Genomic DNA, 13719 nt, shown 5'->3' with positions numbered 1-13719 from the left:
AAACAGATCACATCATTATAGCACATCGTCCCCATATCTCAATGCGATGCCTCGGAGGCGCATTTTCCGGGCGAGCCGTGGGGATTCGTAGCCCGGAACTTCTTTACAAGAACCGACTGAAAGTTTTAAGGTGAAAAAGGGTTTTCAAGAAGCGCATCGATCTGAACGCCGGGGGAAAGACCATATGAAACCGAAGTGGATTGCGGCCATCGTTCTGGTGGTTCTCATTGTTGTCTTTCTGTTCCAGAACACGCAGGTGATCACTTTGCGCCTTTATTTCTGGGAGATCTCCATGTCTCAGATCCTGCTGCTGCCGCTGGTGCTGCTGATTGGGTTCGGCCTGGGATATGCCTCTGCGGCATGGCGTCAAAAAAGAAGATCCGGCCGAAGCGAAAGCGGACTCTAGGCGGCCGGCGGTGCAGTCGTATGCCCCTTAGGTTCCATCCAGAAATGGTCTTTTTGGCCAATCTCGGCGTCAATCTGCACGTTCGCTTGTGAGGCGACCTGAAGGTCGCCTCCGCGCAAACGCTTGATTCCCTTGATATTGGCCGAACCGGGACCCGCCGCGAAGCGGTGGGACTGAGCACCCGAAGGGTGTGAAGAAAAATCCTCATTTCTGGATTGGAAACTGGGTTCTACCGGGAAATCATTTCCGGATGGATGCCCATTGGCGTTGTGCCGGTTTTTGCAGGCCTTTCATCTGGTGGTTTTTCCGCGCACTCAGACATTTTTCGGAAGCCTGTGAAAAAGGGTTTTTTGAAAATCCTGTCAAGGATGGAGCCATGACCGCAGCCGATCGTGATCAGCAGGGGCAGGAGATACAGGGCACCATCGCCGCGGTGCGGGGAAGCGTGGTGGACGTGTTTTTCCCCGACGCCCTGCCGCCGATCAGGAGCCTCATCCTGGCCGGGCTTGATGGGAAGATCTCGATCGAGGCATCGGCGCACCTCGATGCCCATACCCTGCGCGGGATCGCTTTTCACCCGACCGCCGGCTTGAGCCGCGGCGATCCGGCGCGGACCTCCGGCGAGCCCTTGAAGACACCGGTGGGTAAAGAACTCCTCGGGCACATGCTCAATGTCTTCGGGGATCCACTGGACAGTTTCGAGATGCCCGGGGGCCTCGAGCGCAGATCGATCCACCGGCGGCCCATCCCGCTCTCGGAGCGGGTGAGCGGCGACGAGGTCTTTTTCACCGGTGTCAAGGCCCTGGACCTCCTGGCGCCCCTTGAGCGGGGCGGGAAGGCGGGCCTCTTCGGCGGCGCCGGCGTGGGCAAGACCGTGGTCATCACGGAGCTCATCCACAATATGGTCGGCAAGCATCGCGGAATGAGCATCTTCTGCGGGATCGGTGAGCGGTGCCGTGAAGGCGAAGAACTCTACCGGGAAATGAAGGCCGCCGGTGTGCTGCCGAACACGGTGATGGTCTTCGGGCAGATGAACGAATCCCCGGGCGCCCGTTTCCGCGTGGGGCACACCGCGCTGACAATGGCCGAATATTTCCGGGACGACCTCGATCAGGACGTTCTTCTGCTCGTGGACAACATCTTCCGTTTCATTCAGGCGGGCTCGGAGCTCTCGGGTCTCCTGGGACGGCTTCCCTCCCGCATGGGCTATCAACCGACGCTCGCGACCGAACTGGCCGAACTCGAAGAGCGGATCGCGAGTACGCGCAAGGCGGCGATCACTTCCATCCAGGCCGTGTATGTGCCGGCGGACGACCTGACCGACCCGTCGGCCGTCCATACCTTCGCGCATCTTTCGGCCTCCATCGTCCTGAGCCGTAAACGGGCGAGCGAAGGCTTCTACCCGGCTGTCGACCCGCTTCAGTCCCGGTCCACCATGCTGCAGGCCCGGGTTGTAGGGGAGCGCCATTATCATGTCGCCCGCGAGGTCCGCAAGACCCTCGCCACCTATGAGGAGCTGAAGGACATCATCGCCATGCTGGGCCTGGAGGAGCTCTCGCGCGAGGATCGGCGTATCGTCTCCCGGGCGAGGAGGCTCGAACGGTTCCTGACGCAGCCTTTTTTCACGACCAAACAGTTTACCGGCCTCGACGGAAAGATGGTCGAGATCGAAGAGACGATCAAAGGGTGCGAACGGATCCTGGATGATGCCTTCGCTGATCAGCCCGAAAGCATCCTCTACATGATCGGAGCGATCGAAGAGGCCGATGCGCGCGTGCAGGAGAGGGATGGAAACAAGGACTGAAGCTGCGGGTGCGGGAGTGTGAAAATTGAATCATGGCTGATGACAAGGGCATGCGCCTGAGGATCCACGAACCGAGCGGTCTTTTCCTCGACAAGGTCGTGAGGAAGATCACGGCCGAAGGTCCCGACGGGGCCTTCGGCATCCTGCCGCGCCATCTCGATCTGGCGGCGGTTCTGGTGCCCGGGATTTTTTCCTACGAGGAGTTCGAAGGCGGAAGGACGTTTCTGGCACTCGACGAAGGGATTCTGGTGAAGCAGGGCCGCGAGGTGCAGATCGCCGCCCGGATGGCGGTCAAAGGTGAATTGGGGGCGTTGAAGCAGTCGGTCGAGGAGATGATCGCGGTGGTGGACGATCGGGAGCGCAGGACCCGCTCCGCCGTGGCGCGGCTCGAGGCCGATTTCGTGCGAAGGTTTGTAACGTTTGGGAAAAATGTCTGATCCGATCGAAAAGGGGCCGAATCGCTTTCCGGATGAAGTCGGACTCCGGGAGAAGCGCAAGCTGAGGGCGGAGAAGCACCGCCCGCAGGGGGTGTGGTTCGGCCTGGGGATGTTCGGCATCGTGGGCTGGTCGGTCTCCGTTCCGACGGTCGTTTTCGTTTTTCTGGGGATCTGGATCGATCTCAAGTGGCCTGGACCTTATTCGTGGACCTTGATGCTCCTGGTGATCGGGCTGATCGTCGGATGTCTGAACGCCTGGTTCTGGGTCAATCGCGAACGCAAGGCCATCAACGAAGAGCGGGAAGATGGGCTCCGTTGATCTTTTTGCTTTAGCGGTCTGGCTCCTGTGGGGCTGGGTGGTCGGCTTCTTCTATTTCGGCGGCCTGTATTGGACCCTCCGCCGCCTGCCGCGGAGGTCGAGCCCCAAGATCTTTCTCGGGCTGAGCTATGTGATCCGTGTCAGCGTCGCCCTGATGGCGTTCTGGCTGGTGCTGCGGCGCAGTTTCATCGGTTTTCTGGTTACCTTTGTCGGGTTTTTCATCGCGCGGTTCCTGGTCAGCCGCTGGGTCTATACCGCCATCGGAAAAAAGAGCCATGGAAATCAGTCCTGATCTGGTTGTAATGCTGCGGATCGGGGGGTTCGAGGTGAACGCCACCCTGCTTTACACCTGGCTGGTGATGCTGGTGCTCACCCTCGGTTCCTGGCTGGTGACGCGGCGCCTGAGCACCGGCGACCGGATCCCCCGCTGGCAGAACCTCCTGGAGACCGTGGTCTCGGGCGTCAGGCAGCAGCTCGATGACATCAGCCCGCGCCAGCCGCGGGGGTTCCTGCCCTTCGTGGGGACGCTGTTTCTTTTCATCGCCCTCTGCAATGTGCTGAGCGTCGTGCCGGGATTCAGACCCCCGACGGGGTCCCTTTCCACGACGGCCGCCCTGGCCGTGCTGGTGTTCGTCGCAGTGCCGGCCTACGGCATCGCCCGTGTGGGCCTTGGCCGCTATCTCGCTAATTACCTCCGCCCGACCTTTTTCATGCTGCCTTTCAACATCATCGGTGAATTGAGCCGAACGCTGGCGCTGGCGGTGCGGCTTTTCGGCAACGTCATGAGCGGAACCATGATCGGGGCGATCCTCCTCGCGATCGCCCCGCTGGTCTTCCCGGTTCTGATGCAGCTCCTGGGTCTTTTGACGGGCCTTGTGCAGGCCTATATCTTCAGCGTGCTGGCCGCGGTCTATATCGCGGCGGCCATGGAAAACGAGGATCCACAACGAGAGGAGACGTAAGCATGGAGATTTTGGGCTGGGTGGCAGTGGCCTCGATCGTTTCAGCGGGTATCTGCATGGGCATAGGAGCGGTCGGCCCCGCTCTCGGAGAGGGCCGGGCGCTGGCCCAGGCGCTGAGTTCCATCGCCCAGCAGCCTGACGAAACGAACACGATCACCCGCACCTTGTTCGTCGGCATGGCCATGGTCGAATCGACCGCCATCTACTGCTTCGTCGTGGCCATGATCCTGATCTTCGCGAACCCGTTCTGGGGCTTTTTTCTCGAGAAGGCCGGGGGGTAAGCCGTGCTGTTCGATTGGTTTACGATCATCGCCCAGATCGTGAACTTCCTGATCCTGGTTCTCCTGCTCAGGCGCTTCCTGTATGGACCCATCATCCGGTCCATGGACGCACGGGAGGCGCGGATTGCGGAGGACCTGGCCGGCGCCGAAAAGGCGCGGGAAGAAGCGCGGGAGAGGGAGGCCCGGGCGCGCGAAGAGGAGCGCCGCGCCGTTGAACGGCGGGCCGAACTCATGGCCGATGCCCAGAGGGAGGTGCAGGACTGGCGGGAACGGACCCTGGCCGAGGCGCGGCGGGAGGTCGAGCACCTGAAGCAGGCCTGGCTGGACCATCTGGACGAGCAGCGGGAGGCCTTTCTGGATCGGCTCAAGACCCGCATCGCGGAGCAGGTGCTGGCGGTCGGGGACAAGGTCCTTCGGGATCTGGCGCACGCGGGGCTGCAGGAGGAGGTCCTGGAGGTGTTCCTCCGCAGGCTCGAGGCGGAGAAGGAGTCCCTGCCTTTGGTTGAAGACGGGAAGCCGGTGAACATCCGATCGGGTTTCGATATCACCGGGGAAATGGCCGAAAGACTCCGCCGAAGGGTGGCGCCGCTGCTGCCGCCGGGGACGGCGGTCGAAACGGCAACGGATAAGGATATGGGGATCGGCATTGAATGGGTCAGCGGGGACCGCAAGATCAGTTGGACGCTCGAGCGCTACCTCGAGGGGTTGGAGCATCGGATTCTGGCCGAACTCCCGCGGGAAAGATCATGAAAGACACGCATCTTGACGCAGCGCTCGACGATGTGACGCGCGCCGTGGAAAAGGGGCTTGCCGGCTACCGGCCGAAGCCGGAGAGCGAAGAGGTGGGTCTGATCAGGTCTGTGGGCGAGGGCATCGTGTGGGTCGAGGGCCTCGGAGGGGTCAAGGCCGAGGAACTGTTGCTGTTCGAAGACGGCATAGAAGGGATGGTGTTCGACATCCTGCCTGACCGGGTCGGGGTCGTCCTGTTCGGTCCGAGCGAGGACCTGGGGGCCGGCATGGAGGTCAGGCGGAGCGGCCGCATCCTGGATTTTCCGGTTGGGCCGGAGTTCCTGGGGCGGGTGGTAAATCCCCTCGGACAGCCGATGGACGGCCGCGGGGCCGTCCATTCGACCGAGAGATGGCCGGTGATGCGCGAAGCCCCGCGCATCCTGGATCGGGCTCCCGTCGAAAGACCACTCGAGACCGGGCTCAAGGTCATAGATGCCCTGATCCCCATCGGCCGCGGCCAGCGTGAGCTGATCCTCGGGGACCGCCAGACGGGCAAGACCGCCATCGCCCTCGACACGATCATCAACCAGCACGACAAGGATGTGGTCTGCGTCTACTGTGCGATCGGGCAGCGGAGCAGCAGCATCGCGAAGGCGGTCGAGGCCCTCGGGCGGCAGGATGCGATGGAACACAGCGTTGTCGTGGTGGTCGAAGGGGACGATCCGCCCGGGCTGCAGTATATCGCCCCCTATGCGGCCACGACCCTTGCCGAGGCGTTCATGGAGGCAGGGCGGGACGTCCTGATCGTTTACGACGACCTGACCCGGCACGCCCTGGCCTACCGGCAGATCTCCCTGCTGCTGCGGCGCCCCCCGGGGCGGGAAGCCTTCCCGGGCGATATCTTCTACATCCATTCCCGCCTCCTCGAGCGGTCGACGCACCTCAGGCCGGAGAAAGGAGGCGGCTCCCTGACGGCGCTTCCTATCATCGAGACCGAGGCCCAGAACATCTCCGCCTACATTCCGACCAATCTCATCTCCATCACGGACGGGCAGATCTACCTGTCGCCGGACCTCTTCCAGAAGGGCCTGATGCCGGCGGTGGACGTGGGCAAGTCCGTTTCGCGCGTGGGCGGCAAGGCGCAGTTCGACGCCTACCGAAGGGTGGCGGGGGACCTGCGCCTCTCCTACAGCCAGTTCCAGGAACTCGAGTCCTTTGCGCGCTTCGGGACGCGCCTGGAGGCGGGGACGCGCAAGGCGCTCGAACACGGCCGCCGGGTGCGGGAGGTCCTCAAACAGGGGCAGTTTTCGCCGCTCTCAGCCGGCGAGCAGATCCTGGTCCTTTTCGCGGTGGCTCGCGGCTTGCTGGACGCTGTGCCTCTGGAGCGGATTGCCGCTGCGGAAAAGGCCATTCTCGCCGGGCTCGCGGAACGGATGCCGGATGTCGAAGAGCGGGTGCTCGCTTCGGCCAAGGACGATGCCTTTTGGACCGACCTGCCGAAGATGATGGAGGAGACCCTTCTGCCGTTTACGGGGGAGCATGCAGACGCTCGAGAACCTGAATAGGAAGATCATCACGGCGCAGGACCTCCTGGCGGTTGTCCAGACCATGAAGAGCCTGGCTGCCGTCAACATCCGGCAATACGAGCGCGCAGCGGAGACCATGGACGCCTTCCGGGATGTCGTGGACATGGGATGGCAGATCTTTCTGCGCGGAGGCACGGCCCTGCCTTCCGGTTCCCGCGCCCGCCGTGCCGTCTGCCTGGTGGTGGGATCCGACCAGGGGATGTGCGGTCAGTTCAACGAGGTGATCGTGCGCCATGCCCTCGAGCGGATCGAACACCTCGAATCCACGGGGTTCGAGGTCAGCTGCTGGTCGGCGGGGGAGAAGGTCGTCGGCGGCCTCGAGGATGCAGGCCGCAAAGACGAGGCGTCCTTTCGCCTGCCCGGCAGCCTCCCGGCGATCATCCACACGGTGCAGGAGATCATCCAGCGCCTGGACGAGCGGCGCCGCGAACGGGGCGGCGCCTTTTTCCATGTCAGCCACAACGTGCTCGCGCCGGGCGCCTATGTTCCTTCCTTTCACCGGCTGCTGCCGCTCGATGCCGAATGGGCCCGGGCCTATCGTGCGCGCAGATGGCCGAATCGGTCGATCCCCATGCTGGGGGCTTCCCGTGAAAACATGTTTACGGGCCTCTTCCACCAGTATCTTTTCGTTTCCATCTACCGGGCCTTCGCCCAATCCCTGGCGGCGGAGAATGCCGGGCGCCTGACGGCCATGCAGGCTGCCGAAAAGAACATCCTCGAGATGGAGGATGAGCTTCAGGCGCTTTACCGGGAGCAGCGGCAGGCACAGATCACCAATGAACTCATCGACATCATTTCCGGATTCGAGGCCTTGAGAGAGGATGAGCAGCCGGTTTGAGCAGGGGCATCGATTCCAGTGGACGTTGGAAGGTGATCGGGTTTGCGTTTTGAACGGCGGCCGCTGCTGCGGTGCCCCGCTTTACCGGGAGGTAAGGTGACCTTTGGAATGGATTCACTGGTTGCTGCTGATCCTCGATGGTGCTTTGGCCTTGGCGGCTGCCGGCCATGCGCTCCTCCACAAACGCGATCCCCGGGCGGCCCTCGGCTGGGCGACGGTCTGCCTGGCCTTTCCCCCGCTCGGACCGATCCTCTATTTTCTCTTCGGTTTCAACCGCGTGCGGACGCGCGCACAGAAGCTTTCTCTTCCCGATGGTCCCGATGCGGCGGATGAGGCCTCCGACACGCCCCACCACGGGACGCTGCCCTTCGAGGATGCCTCCCTCCCGCAGGGCTGGCGGGATGTCATTCGGGTGTCGGAGGCGCTCACGGGCCATCGCCCGAGTGCAGGCAATCGCATCGGGATCTTTCACAATGGGGAAGAGACCTATCCGGCTATGCTGGCGGCCATCGACGGGGCGCGGCATTCCGTCTTTCTTTCGACGTACATCTTCGAGTCCAACCGCACGGGCCGGACCTTTATCGAGAGGCTGGGAGAGGCATCCCGCCGGGGCGTGGATGTCCGGGTGCTGCTGGACGGGCTCGGGGAGTGGTACAGCCTCCCGAGGGCCGGCAACCTGCTAAGAAAGGCGGGGGTGCGGATGGCCCGCTTTCTACCCCCCCGGATCATCCCGCCCAGTTTCAGCATCAACCTCAGAAATCACCGCAAGGTCCTCGTCGTGGATGGGCGCAGCGTTTTCTTGGGCGGCATGAACATCGGCGACCGGCACCTCGCGCAGGACACGAGCAAACGGACGCGGATCGTCGATGCCCACTTCCGGGTCGAAGGGCCGGTGGTCGCGCGGATCGAACAGGCCTTCCTGCATGACTGGCATTTCTGTACGGGAGAGACGCTGAAGGGTAGCGGGGAATTGCCGGGGGCGGCGGGGGATGTGGTTTGCCAGGTGGTCCTGGACGGCCCCGACGAGGATCTCGACAAGCTCGGGATGATCTTGGTGACTGCGGTTTCCGAGGCCCAGGAACGGGTCTGGATCATGACGCCTTATTTTCTGCCTCCGAGGGATCTGATCGGTGCACTGCAGACGGCCGCTCTCAAAGGAGTGGATGTGCGGATCATCCTGCCGGGCCGGAACAACCTCCCCTTCGTGCACTGGGCGACGCGCAACATGCTCTGGGAACTTCTGCGCCGGCAGGTGCGGGTCTATTACCAGCCGCCCCCCTTTGTGCACAGCAAGCTCCTCATCGTGGACGATTTCTACGCCCAGGTGGGTTCGGCGAATATCGACCCGAGAAGCCTGCGCCTCAATTTCGAGTTGACCCTGGAGATCTACAGCCCGTCGATCGCGGCCTCGATCGCTGCCCACATGGCCGAAAGCCTCGCAAAGGCCAAGGAATTCGGCCTGGACGATCTCGAAAGGCGCTCTTTGGCCGCCAGGCTGCGCGATGCCCTGGCATGGGTGCTTTCCCCATACCTCTAGCCCGCCGCCGGCCGCCTCCGCGAAGGGCCCGTCCCCGACAGGTTCCTGGAGGGCGGAATCCTCCCGATCGGTACTTCAGGGTCAGGAGGCCGTGATGCCACTGCTTGACACGGCGGGCCTTCCGACCGTAAGGTGAATGACAGGCTCCGGGGCGACGACACGGCGTGCCTCCCGGAACTTCCCTTCCATGAATCACTGTCAGGCTCGGGAGATAGATCCATGAAAGATACGATCGCCTTCATCATGGCGGGGGGGCGCGGCGAGCGGCTCATGCCGCTGACCCTGGACCGCTGCAAACCGGCGGTGCCCTTCGGAGGCATCTACCGCCTGATCGATTTTACCCTGAGCAACTGCGTCAATTCGCAGATCTACAAGATCGTGGTGCTCCCCCAGTACAAGTCCCAGTCCCTGAACGAGCACCTGGAGGCGGGTTGGAACATCTTCAATCAGAAGATCGGCCAGTTCCTCAAGGTGGTGCCTCCACAGCAGCGCACGGGGCCCGAATGGTATCAGGGGACGGCGGATTCCATCCGCCAAAACCTCTATCTGATCCGGCGCTACAAGCCACGCCACATCCTGATCCTCTCGGGGGATCACATCTACAAGATGGATTACTCCCGCTTCCAGCGGTACCACCAGGAGCACGACGCGGACATCTCGATCTCGCTCCTCGAGGTGGACAAGTCCCTCGCGCATCAGTTCGGTGTGGCGGTGGTCGATGAGAATTACCGGATCACGGGATTTCAGGAAAAGCCCAAGCAGGATGCGCAGACCATCCCCGGAGATCCCCAGCACGTATTGGCCTCCATGGGGATCTACCTCTTTCGCGCCGAGACCCTGCTCGACATCCTCGAGTCTACCGACGCCTACGACTTCGGCGGCGAGATCATCCCGAGCCTGGTCGAGAGCCACCGGATCTATGCCTATCCCTACCGCAGCCAGAACGCCATCGAAGACTACATCTATGTGACCCTTGAAAACGGCGAGCGCCAGCTCCGGCGGGAGCCCCGCACCCGTGATTCCTCCTACTGGCGGGATGTCGGCACGCTCGACGCCTACTGGAACGCCAACATGGACCTGACCGGAGTGGATCCCTATTTCAACCTCTATGGTCGAAACTGGCCGATCCACACCTTCCAGATCCCGGCGCCGCCGGCCAAGTTCATCTTCGCGGACGAGCGTTCGAGCGACCGGCGCGTGGGCAAGGCCCTCAATTCCATCGTCGCGCCGGGCTGCATCGTGAGCGGGGTCGTGAGGGATTCCGTTCTCTCCTACAATGTGGTCGTCCGCAGTTGGGCGTCGGTCGAGGAATCCGTGATCCTGGACGATGTGGTGGTCGGCCGCCATTGCAAGATCAAGAAGGCGATTGTCGACAAGCTCAACAACATCCCGGACCATACCGAGATCGGCTACCGTCCCGATGAGGATCGGCAGCGCTTCCCCGTCACCTCACGCGGCATCGTGGTGGTGCCCAAGGGCTACTTCAGGAAAGACGACGCCGCGTAACCTTTCTGTGTGCGGGTTCTTCAGCTCTGCAACCGCATGTCCGATTATCCGATGAGGTTGGGGGGTGGCGCAGCGCAGCAAATGTTTCCGATTGTGACCGTGGAACAGGGGAAAGGCCTGGGGCGGCTTCCTGTTTTTAGGCGGGGTGGGGCGGACCCTCTCCGAGGCCGGTCCTCGGGGGAAGTGCTTTGAAGATAAGGCGCCCGCGCTGCCCCCCCCGGAAAAATCAGGGGGGCGGGGCTGGAATCGGCGGCAGAGGGAGGAGCGTTTTGCGGCGCTGTCTGATCCGGAAATACTCCGTGTAGCCCGCGGCATAGGCGAGCTTCAAGGCCTCCGGGAATCCTTCGCCCACGTCCTCCGGCTGGTGCGCGTCCGACCCGAAGCAGATGGGAATGCCGCGTTCGCCGGCCCAGGTGAGCAGCTCCAGGGAGGGGTAGATCTCTCCGACGGGCTTGCGGAGCCCAGCCGTGTTCAGCTCGATCCCCATCCCGGCCTCCGCGATCCGGTCGAGGGCCGGTGCGGCCATCTCCTTGAGGGCCGCGCCGGGGGGCCGGTAATCGAACTTCTTCGGCAGGTCGAGGTGCCCCGCGACGTCGAAAAGGCGTGTGTCCGCCAGTTCGCAGATCAGCGCGAAGTACCGTTTCCAGATTTCGGTCACGTCCACAGCATCCCACACGTGGCGCTCGCCGGGGTTGTCAAAACCCCAGGAGGCAATGAAGTGGACCGAACCGATGACCAGGTCGAAGGCATGACGTGGCAGCCAGTTCTCGAGAAAGGTCCCGCAACCCGTATAGTAATCCGCCTCGACTCCGAAGAGGACCTCCGGAGGCCCCGGGGTCCGAATGTCCTCGATCATGCTGCAGTAGCGCGGAAACTCCTGGAGCGTCATGCGGTGGGCCGGGTCGTAATCCGTGTCGGTGGGCGCGTGATCGGTGAAACAGATCTCCGGGACCCCCTTCGCTGCGGCCGCGGCCTTATATTCCGCCACCGCACCGACGGCATGGTGGCAGAGCGGGGTGTGGATGTGGTAATCGGGCAGATCGAGCGGTGCCCAGCAAGTCGACATGATCCGTTTACTCCCCGGTGAACGGCCGGCCGGCGCGGGAGGCCGCAAGCGGCCCCGTCCGCGCCGCTTGAGTTCCCTTCTAGGCGCGATTCTTGGGCCTCAGGACCTTTTCGAGCTCGGCTCCGAGGGAGCCGAGCGGCCCCTTGCCGCTCTGGCTGAAGCTCTGCCAGCTGTCTTCTTCCTGCACGGTCTTGGCCGGCGGCAGCAACGTGATTTTACGCTCCGCAGGGTTGATTTCGCTTACCGTTGCCTCAATCGGGTCGCCCTCTTTCAGACGGTCCAAAGCCGCTTCATCCGCTGCGGCCTTCATCTTCGATTTCGGCATCAAGCCGGTGATCCCGGGTTCCAGGTTGATGAAAAAACCGAAAGGGCCTTTCTTTTCGATGGTCCCGGTTACGGTCTTTCCAACGGGGTATTTCTGGCCGACCAGGGCCCACGGATCGCCTTCGGCATCCTTCATGCTAAGGGAGATGCGCCGGTTTTCCGGATCGACCCGTTTGACCACGACGCTGACCGGGTCTCCTGGGGCGACGAGGTCTTCGGGCTTTGCCACGCGCCGGGTATAGCTCATCTCGCTGATATGAACCAGGCCTTCGATCCCGGGCGCGATCTCCACGAAGACGCCGAAAGGCGCGCATCGGACCACCCGCCCGGTGAGGTGCTGTCCGTCCTGCACGGTCTCCTGGACCGTGTCCCAGGGGTCGCTGCTCAGCTGTTTGATGGAGAGGGAGATCTTGGCCTGGCGAGGGTTGTCCGCCTGCTGAACACCGATCACCTTGACCTTGACCCGCTCCCCCGCCCTCAGAACATCTTCGGGTCTCTCGACGCGCGACCAGCCCAGCTCCGAGATGTGCGCCATCCCTTCGACGCCCGGAGCGATCCGCACAAAGGCGCCGTAGGGCATCAGTTTGACCACTTCACCTTCGATGACGGAGCCGACCGACAAGGTCTCCATGAATTCAGCGCGAGTCTTTTCCAGTTCGCGGTTCAGGAGGTCGCGCCGGGAGACGACGATGTTCCGTTCTTCGAGACGGGTAATCAGAAACTCGTAACTTTCGCCTACATACTGCTCGGGTTGTTCGACGTACCGGATGTCGATCTGGCTGATAGGACAAAAGCCCCGGCGGTTCATGACCTCCACGTTGAAGCCGCCTTTGCAGGTCCCGCGAATCTTCCCGAGGACGGGCAGCCGGTTCTCGAAGGCTTCCCGCAGGATCTCGAACCCTCCCGCTCCGGACAGGGCGCGTGAAAGGCGGATTTCGTTGGCGCTGACCGATACGGCATAGAGCGTCAGGGTGTCGCCCACTTTGCAAGGCAGGTTGCCTTCCTCATCCAGCAGTTCGGCGCGCTCCACCACGCCGTCGATCTTCGTCCCCGTGTCCACGAACACCGCATCGTCGCCGATGGCGATGATCTTCCCCTCAATCCGGTCGCCGACCTGCAGATCTTCATTCATTCCCGTATCATAGGCGGCCAGAAGATCGGCAAAGCTCTCCTCTGCCTCTTCAATGCCCTCGATGCTTTCATCAAACTCAGTCGTCATCTTTTTCTGCTCCTGAAGGTTCTTATCCAGTCGATCAACTGAAGCCGTTCCATCCAGAGAGGAGGGTCTCGCACCACCCGATCAGGCGCGTGCGTGAGTCCAGGCTTGGTCCCTTTCTCCGGGGGCGGCCGCTGGGGCCTGATACAACAGGCTTGATGCGGATCTCCCCCGCAGCCGCAGCGCGGATGTTTGCCGCTTGCGGCGTGAGTCGACGTCTTCAATGGGAGTTCGAAAACGCTCCTCTGTGTTGCGTCTCTTCTGAATGGAGATGAAAAAGGACCGCCATGTCATTCGACCCGGGCGCGGCGGCTTTGTGGAAACAGGGCAACCAGTCCGACCTCGCTGCAGGGGTCCCAGTTCACAGGGAGAATCCTTTCATCGTAAACATCTCATTATGCCGAAGTCCGTCAATAAATCCAGAAAAAAAGAGCAGGCGAGGGAAGCCTCGGCCTGAAATCGAAGTTTCTGATGAACGCTCTGCGAGGCCTGTTCAGGAAAGCTTTGTGCTGGGTGCAGCCTTGGGTTAGAATACTTTCCATCCGGAAATGGTCTTTTTGGCCAATCTCGGCGTCGATCTGCACGGTTGCTTGTGGGGCGACCTGCAGGTCTCCTCCGCGCAAACGCTTGATTTTCTTGATATTGGCCAAACCGGGACCCGCCGCGAAGCGGTGGGACTGAGCACCCGAAGGGTGTGAAGAAACCGGG

The 13719-nt window shown here is 62.3% G+C and carries 15 protein-coding genes; 12 read left to right on the top strand and 3 right to left on the bottom strand.

What is annotated here, in order from left to right; genetic code table 11:
* The first annotated feature begins 130 nt into the window (after positions 1–130).
* The 12 genes from H567_RS23900 (at position 131) to glgC (ending at position 10405) form a co-directional block, all read left to right on the top strand.
* The gene (locus H567_RS23900) at positions 131–406 is read left to right on the top strand and encodes a LapA family protein (protein ID WP_153306107.1); all 276 of its coding nucleotides are present in this window, start codon (positions 131–133) and stop codon (positions 404–406) included.
* A 376-nt stretch (positions 407–782) separates the two neighbouring features.
* Positions 783–2210, top strand: a complete 1428-nt coding sequence (atpD, locus tag H567_RS0108700) for a F0F1 ATP synthase subunit beta (protein ID WP_035253861.1) — start codon at positions 783–785, stop codon at positions 2208–2210.
* 32 nt (positions 2211–2242) lie between these two features.
* Positions 2243–2647 carry a F0F1 ATP synthase subunit epsilon gene (locus H567_RS0108695; RefSeq protein ID WP_244155445.1) on the top strand — a complete coding sequence of 135 codons (405 nt, stop codon included), beginning with the start codon at positions 2243–2245 and terminating at the stop codon, positions 2645–2647.
* Complete coding sequence (locus H567_RS0108690) at positions 2640–2966, top strand: AtpZ/AtpI family protein (protein WP_028321104.1); 327 nt, start codon at positions 2640–2642, stop codon at positions 2964–2966. Before H567_RS0108695 ends, H567_RS0108690 begins: the two co-directional genes overlap by 8 nt.
* Positions 2953–3258, top strand: coding sequence for an ATP synthase subunit I (locus H567_RS0108685; protein WP_028321103.1), 306 nt, complete (start codon positions 2953–2955; stop codon positions 3256–3258). Before H567_RS0108690 ends, H567_RS0108685 begins: the two co-directional genes overlap by 14 nt.
* Positions 3242–3928 carry a F0F1 ATP synthase subunit A gene (locus tag H567_RS0108680; protein WP_028321102.1) on the top strand — a complete coding sequence of 229 codons (687 nt, stop codon included), beginning with the start codon at positions 3242–3244 and terminating at the stop codon, positions 3926–3928. Before H567_RS0108685 ends, H567_RS0108680 begins: the two co-directional genes overlap by 17 nt.
* A gap of 2 nt (positions 3929–3930) precedes the next feature.
* Complete coding sequence (locus tag H567_RS0108675) at positions 3931–4209, top strand: F0F1 ATP synthase subunit C (protein ID WP_028321101.1); 279 nt, start codon at positions 3931–3933, stop codon at positions 4207–4209.
* Positions 4210–4212: 3 nt separating this feature from the next.
* Positions 4213–4959: a F0F1 ATP synthase subunit B gene (gene atpF / locus H567_RS0108670; protein WP_028321100.1), complete on the top strand. Its 747-nt coding sequence runs from the start codon at positions 4213–4215 to the stop codon at positions 4957–4959.
* Positions 4956–6503 (top strand): alternate F1F0 ATPase, F1 subunit alpha, encoded by a 1548-nt coding sequence (locus tag H567_RS0108665; protein WP_028321099.1) that lies wholly within the window; start codon positions 4956–4958, stop codon positions 6501–6503. The genes atpF and H567_RS0108665 overlap by 4 nt, the downstream gene beginning before the upstream one ends.
* Positions 6478–7362 (top strand): F0F1 ATP synthase subunit gamma, encoded by an 885-nt coding sequence (locus H567_RS0108660; protein ID WP_028321098.1) that lies wholly within the window; start codon positions 6478–6480, stop codon positions 7360–7362. The genes H567_RS0108665 and H567_RS0108660 overlap by 26 nt, the downstream gene beginning before the upstream one ends.
* A 103-nt stretch (positions 7363–7465) precedes the next feature.
* Positions 7466–8899: a cardiolipin synthase gene (gene cls, locus H567_RS0108655; RefSeq protein WP_028321097.1), complete on the top strand. Its 1434-nt coding sequence runs from the start codon at positions 7466–7468 to the stop codon at positions 8897–8899.
* A 219-nt stretch (positions 8900–9118) separates the two neighbouring features.
* Positions 9119–10405: a glucose-1-phosphate adenylyltransferase gene (glgC, locus tag H567_RS0108650; protein ID WP_028321096.1), complete on the top strand. Its 1287-nt coding sequence runs from the start codon at positions 9119–9121 to the stop codon at positions 10403–10405.
* A 226-nt stretch (positions 10406–10631) separates the two neighbouring features.
* On the opposite strand, the gene H567_RS23895 is transcribed toward glgC, so the two are convergent.
* The 3 genes from H567_RS23895 to H567_RS23890 form a co-directional block, all read right to left on the bottom strand.
* The gene (locus H567_RS23895) at positions 10632–11471 is read right to left on the bottom strand and encodes a histidinol-phosphatase HisJ family protein (RefSeq protein ID WP_051184642.1); all 840 of its coding nucleotides are present in this window, start codon (positions 11469–11471) and stop codon (positions 10632–10634) included.
* Between the two features lie 79 nt (positions 11472–11550).
* The gene (locus H567_RS0108640) at positions 11551–13014 is read right to left on the bottom strand and encodes a 30S ribosomal protein S1 (RefSeq protein WP_028321095.1); all 1464 of its coding nucleotides are present in this window, start codon (positions 13012–13014) and stop codon (positions 11551–11553) included.
* Positions 13015–13421: 407 nt separating this feature from the next.
* The coding region (locus tag H567_RS23890; RefSeq protein WP_035253821.1) for a hypothetical protein at positions 13422–13719 on the bottom strand (298 nt) is incomplete at its 5' end.

This window comes from Desulfatiglans anilini DSM 4660, from assembly GCF_000422285.1.
Classification (GTDB): domain Bacteria; phylum Desulfobacterota; class DSM-4660; order Desulfatiglandales; family Desulfatiglandaceae; genus Desulfatiglans; species Desulfatiglans anilini.
The sequence above is the reverse complement of the archived record's forward strand: the minus strand, read 5'-3'. Positions and strand labels throughout refer to the sequence as shown.

Bases quoted from the DNA above. Each gene is read 5' to 3' on its own strand.
- atpD (WP_035253861.1), top strand. From the start codon at position 783: ATGACCGCAGCCGATCGTGATCAGCAGGGGCAGGAGATACAGGGCACC.
- H567_RS0108695 (WP_244155445.1), top strand. From the start codon at position 2,243: ATGGCTGATGACAAGGGCATGCGCCTGAGGATCCACGAACCGAGCGGT.
- H567_RS0108690 (WP_028321104.1), top strand. From the start codon at position 2,640: ATGTCTGATCCGATCGAAAAGGGGCCGAATCGCTTTCCGGATGAAGTC.
- H567_RS0108685 (WP_028321103.1), top strand. From the start codon at position 2,953: ATGGGCTCCGTTGATCTTTTTGCTTTAGCGGTCTGGCTCCTGTGGGGC.
- H567_RS0108680 (WP_028321102.1), top strand. From the start codon at position 3,242: ATGGAAATCAGTCCTGATCTGGTTGTAATGCTGCGGATCGGGGGGTTC.
- H567_RS0108675 (WP_028321101.1), top strand. From the start codon at position 3,931: ATGGAGATTTTGGGCTGGGTGGCAGTGGCCTCGATCGTTTCAGCGGGT.
- H567_RS0108665 (WP_028321099.1), top strand. From the start codon at position 4,956: ATGAAAGACACGCATCTTGACGCAGCGCTCGACGATGTGACGCGCGCC.
- H567_RS0108660 (WP_028321098.1), top strand. From the start codon at position 6,478: ATGCAGACGCTCGAGAACCTGAATAGGAAGATCATCACGGCGCAGGAC.
- glgC (WP_028321096.1), top strand. From the start codon at position 9,119: ATGAAAGATACGATCGCCTTCATCATGGCGGGGGGGCGCGGCGAGCGG.
- H567_RS23895 (WP_051184642.1), bottom strand. From the start codon at position 11,471: ATGTCGACTTGCTGGGCACCGCTCGATCTGCCCGATTACCACATCCAC.
- H567_RS0108640 (WP_028321095.1), bottom strand. From the start codon at position 13,014: ATGACGACTGAGTTTGATGAAAGCATCGAGGGCATTGAAGAGGCAGAG.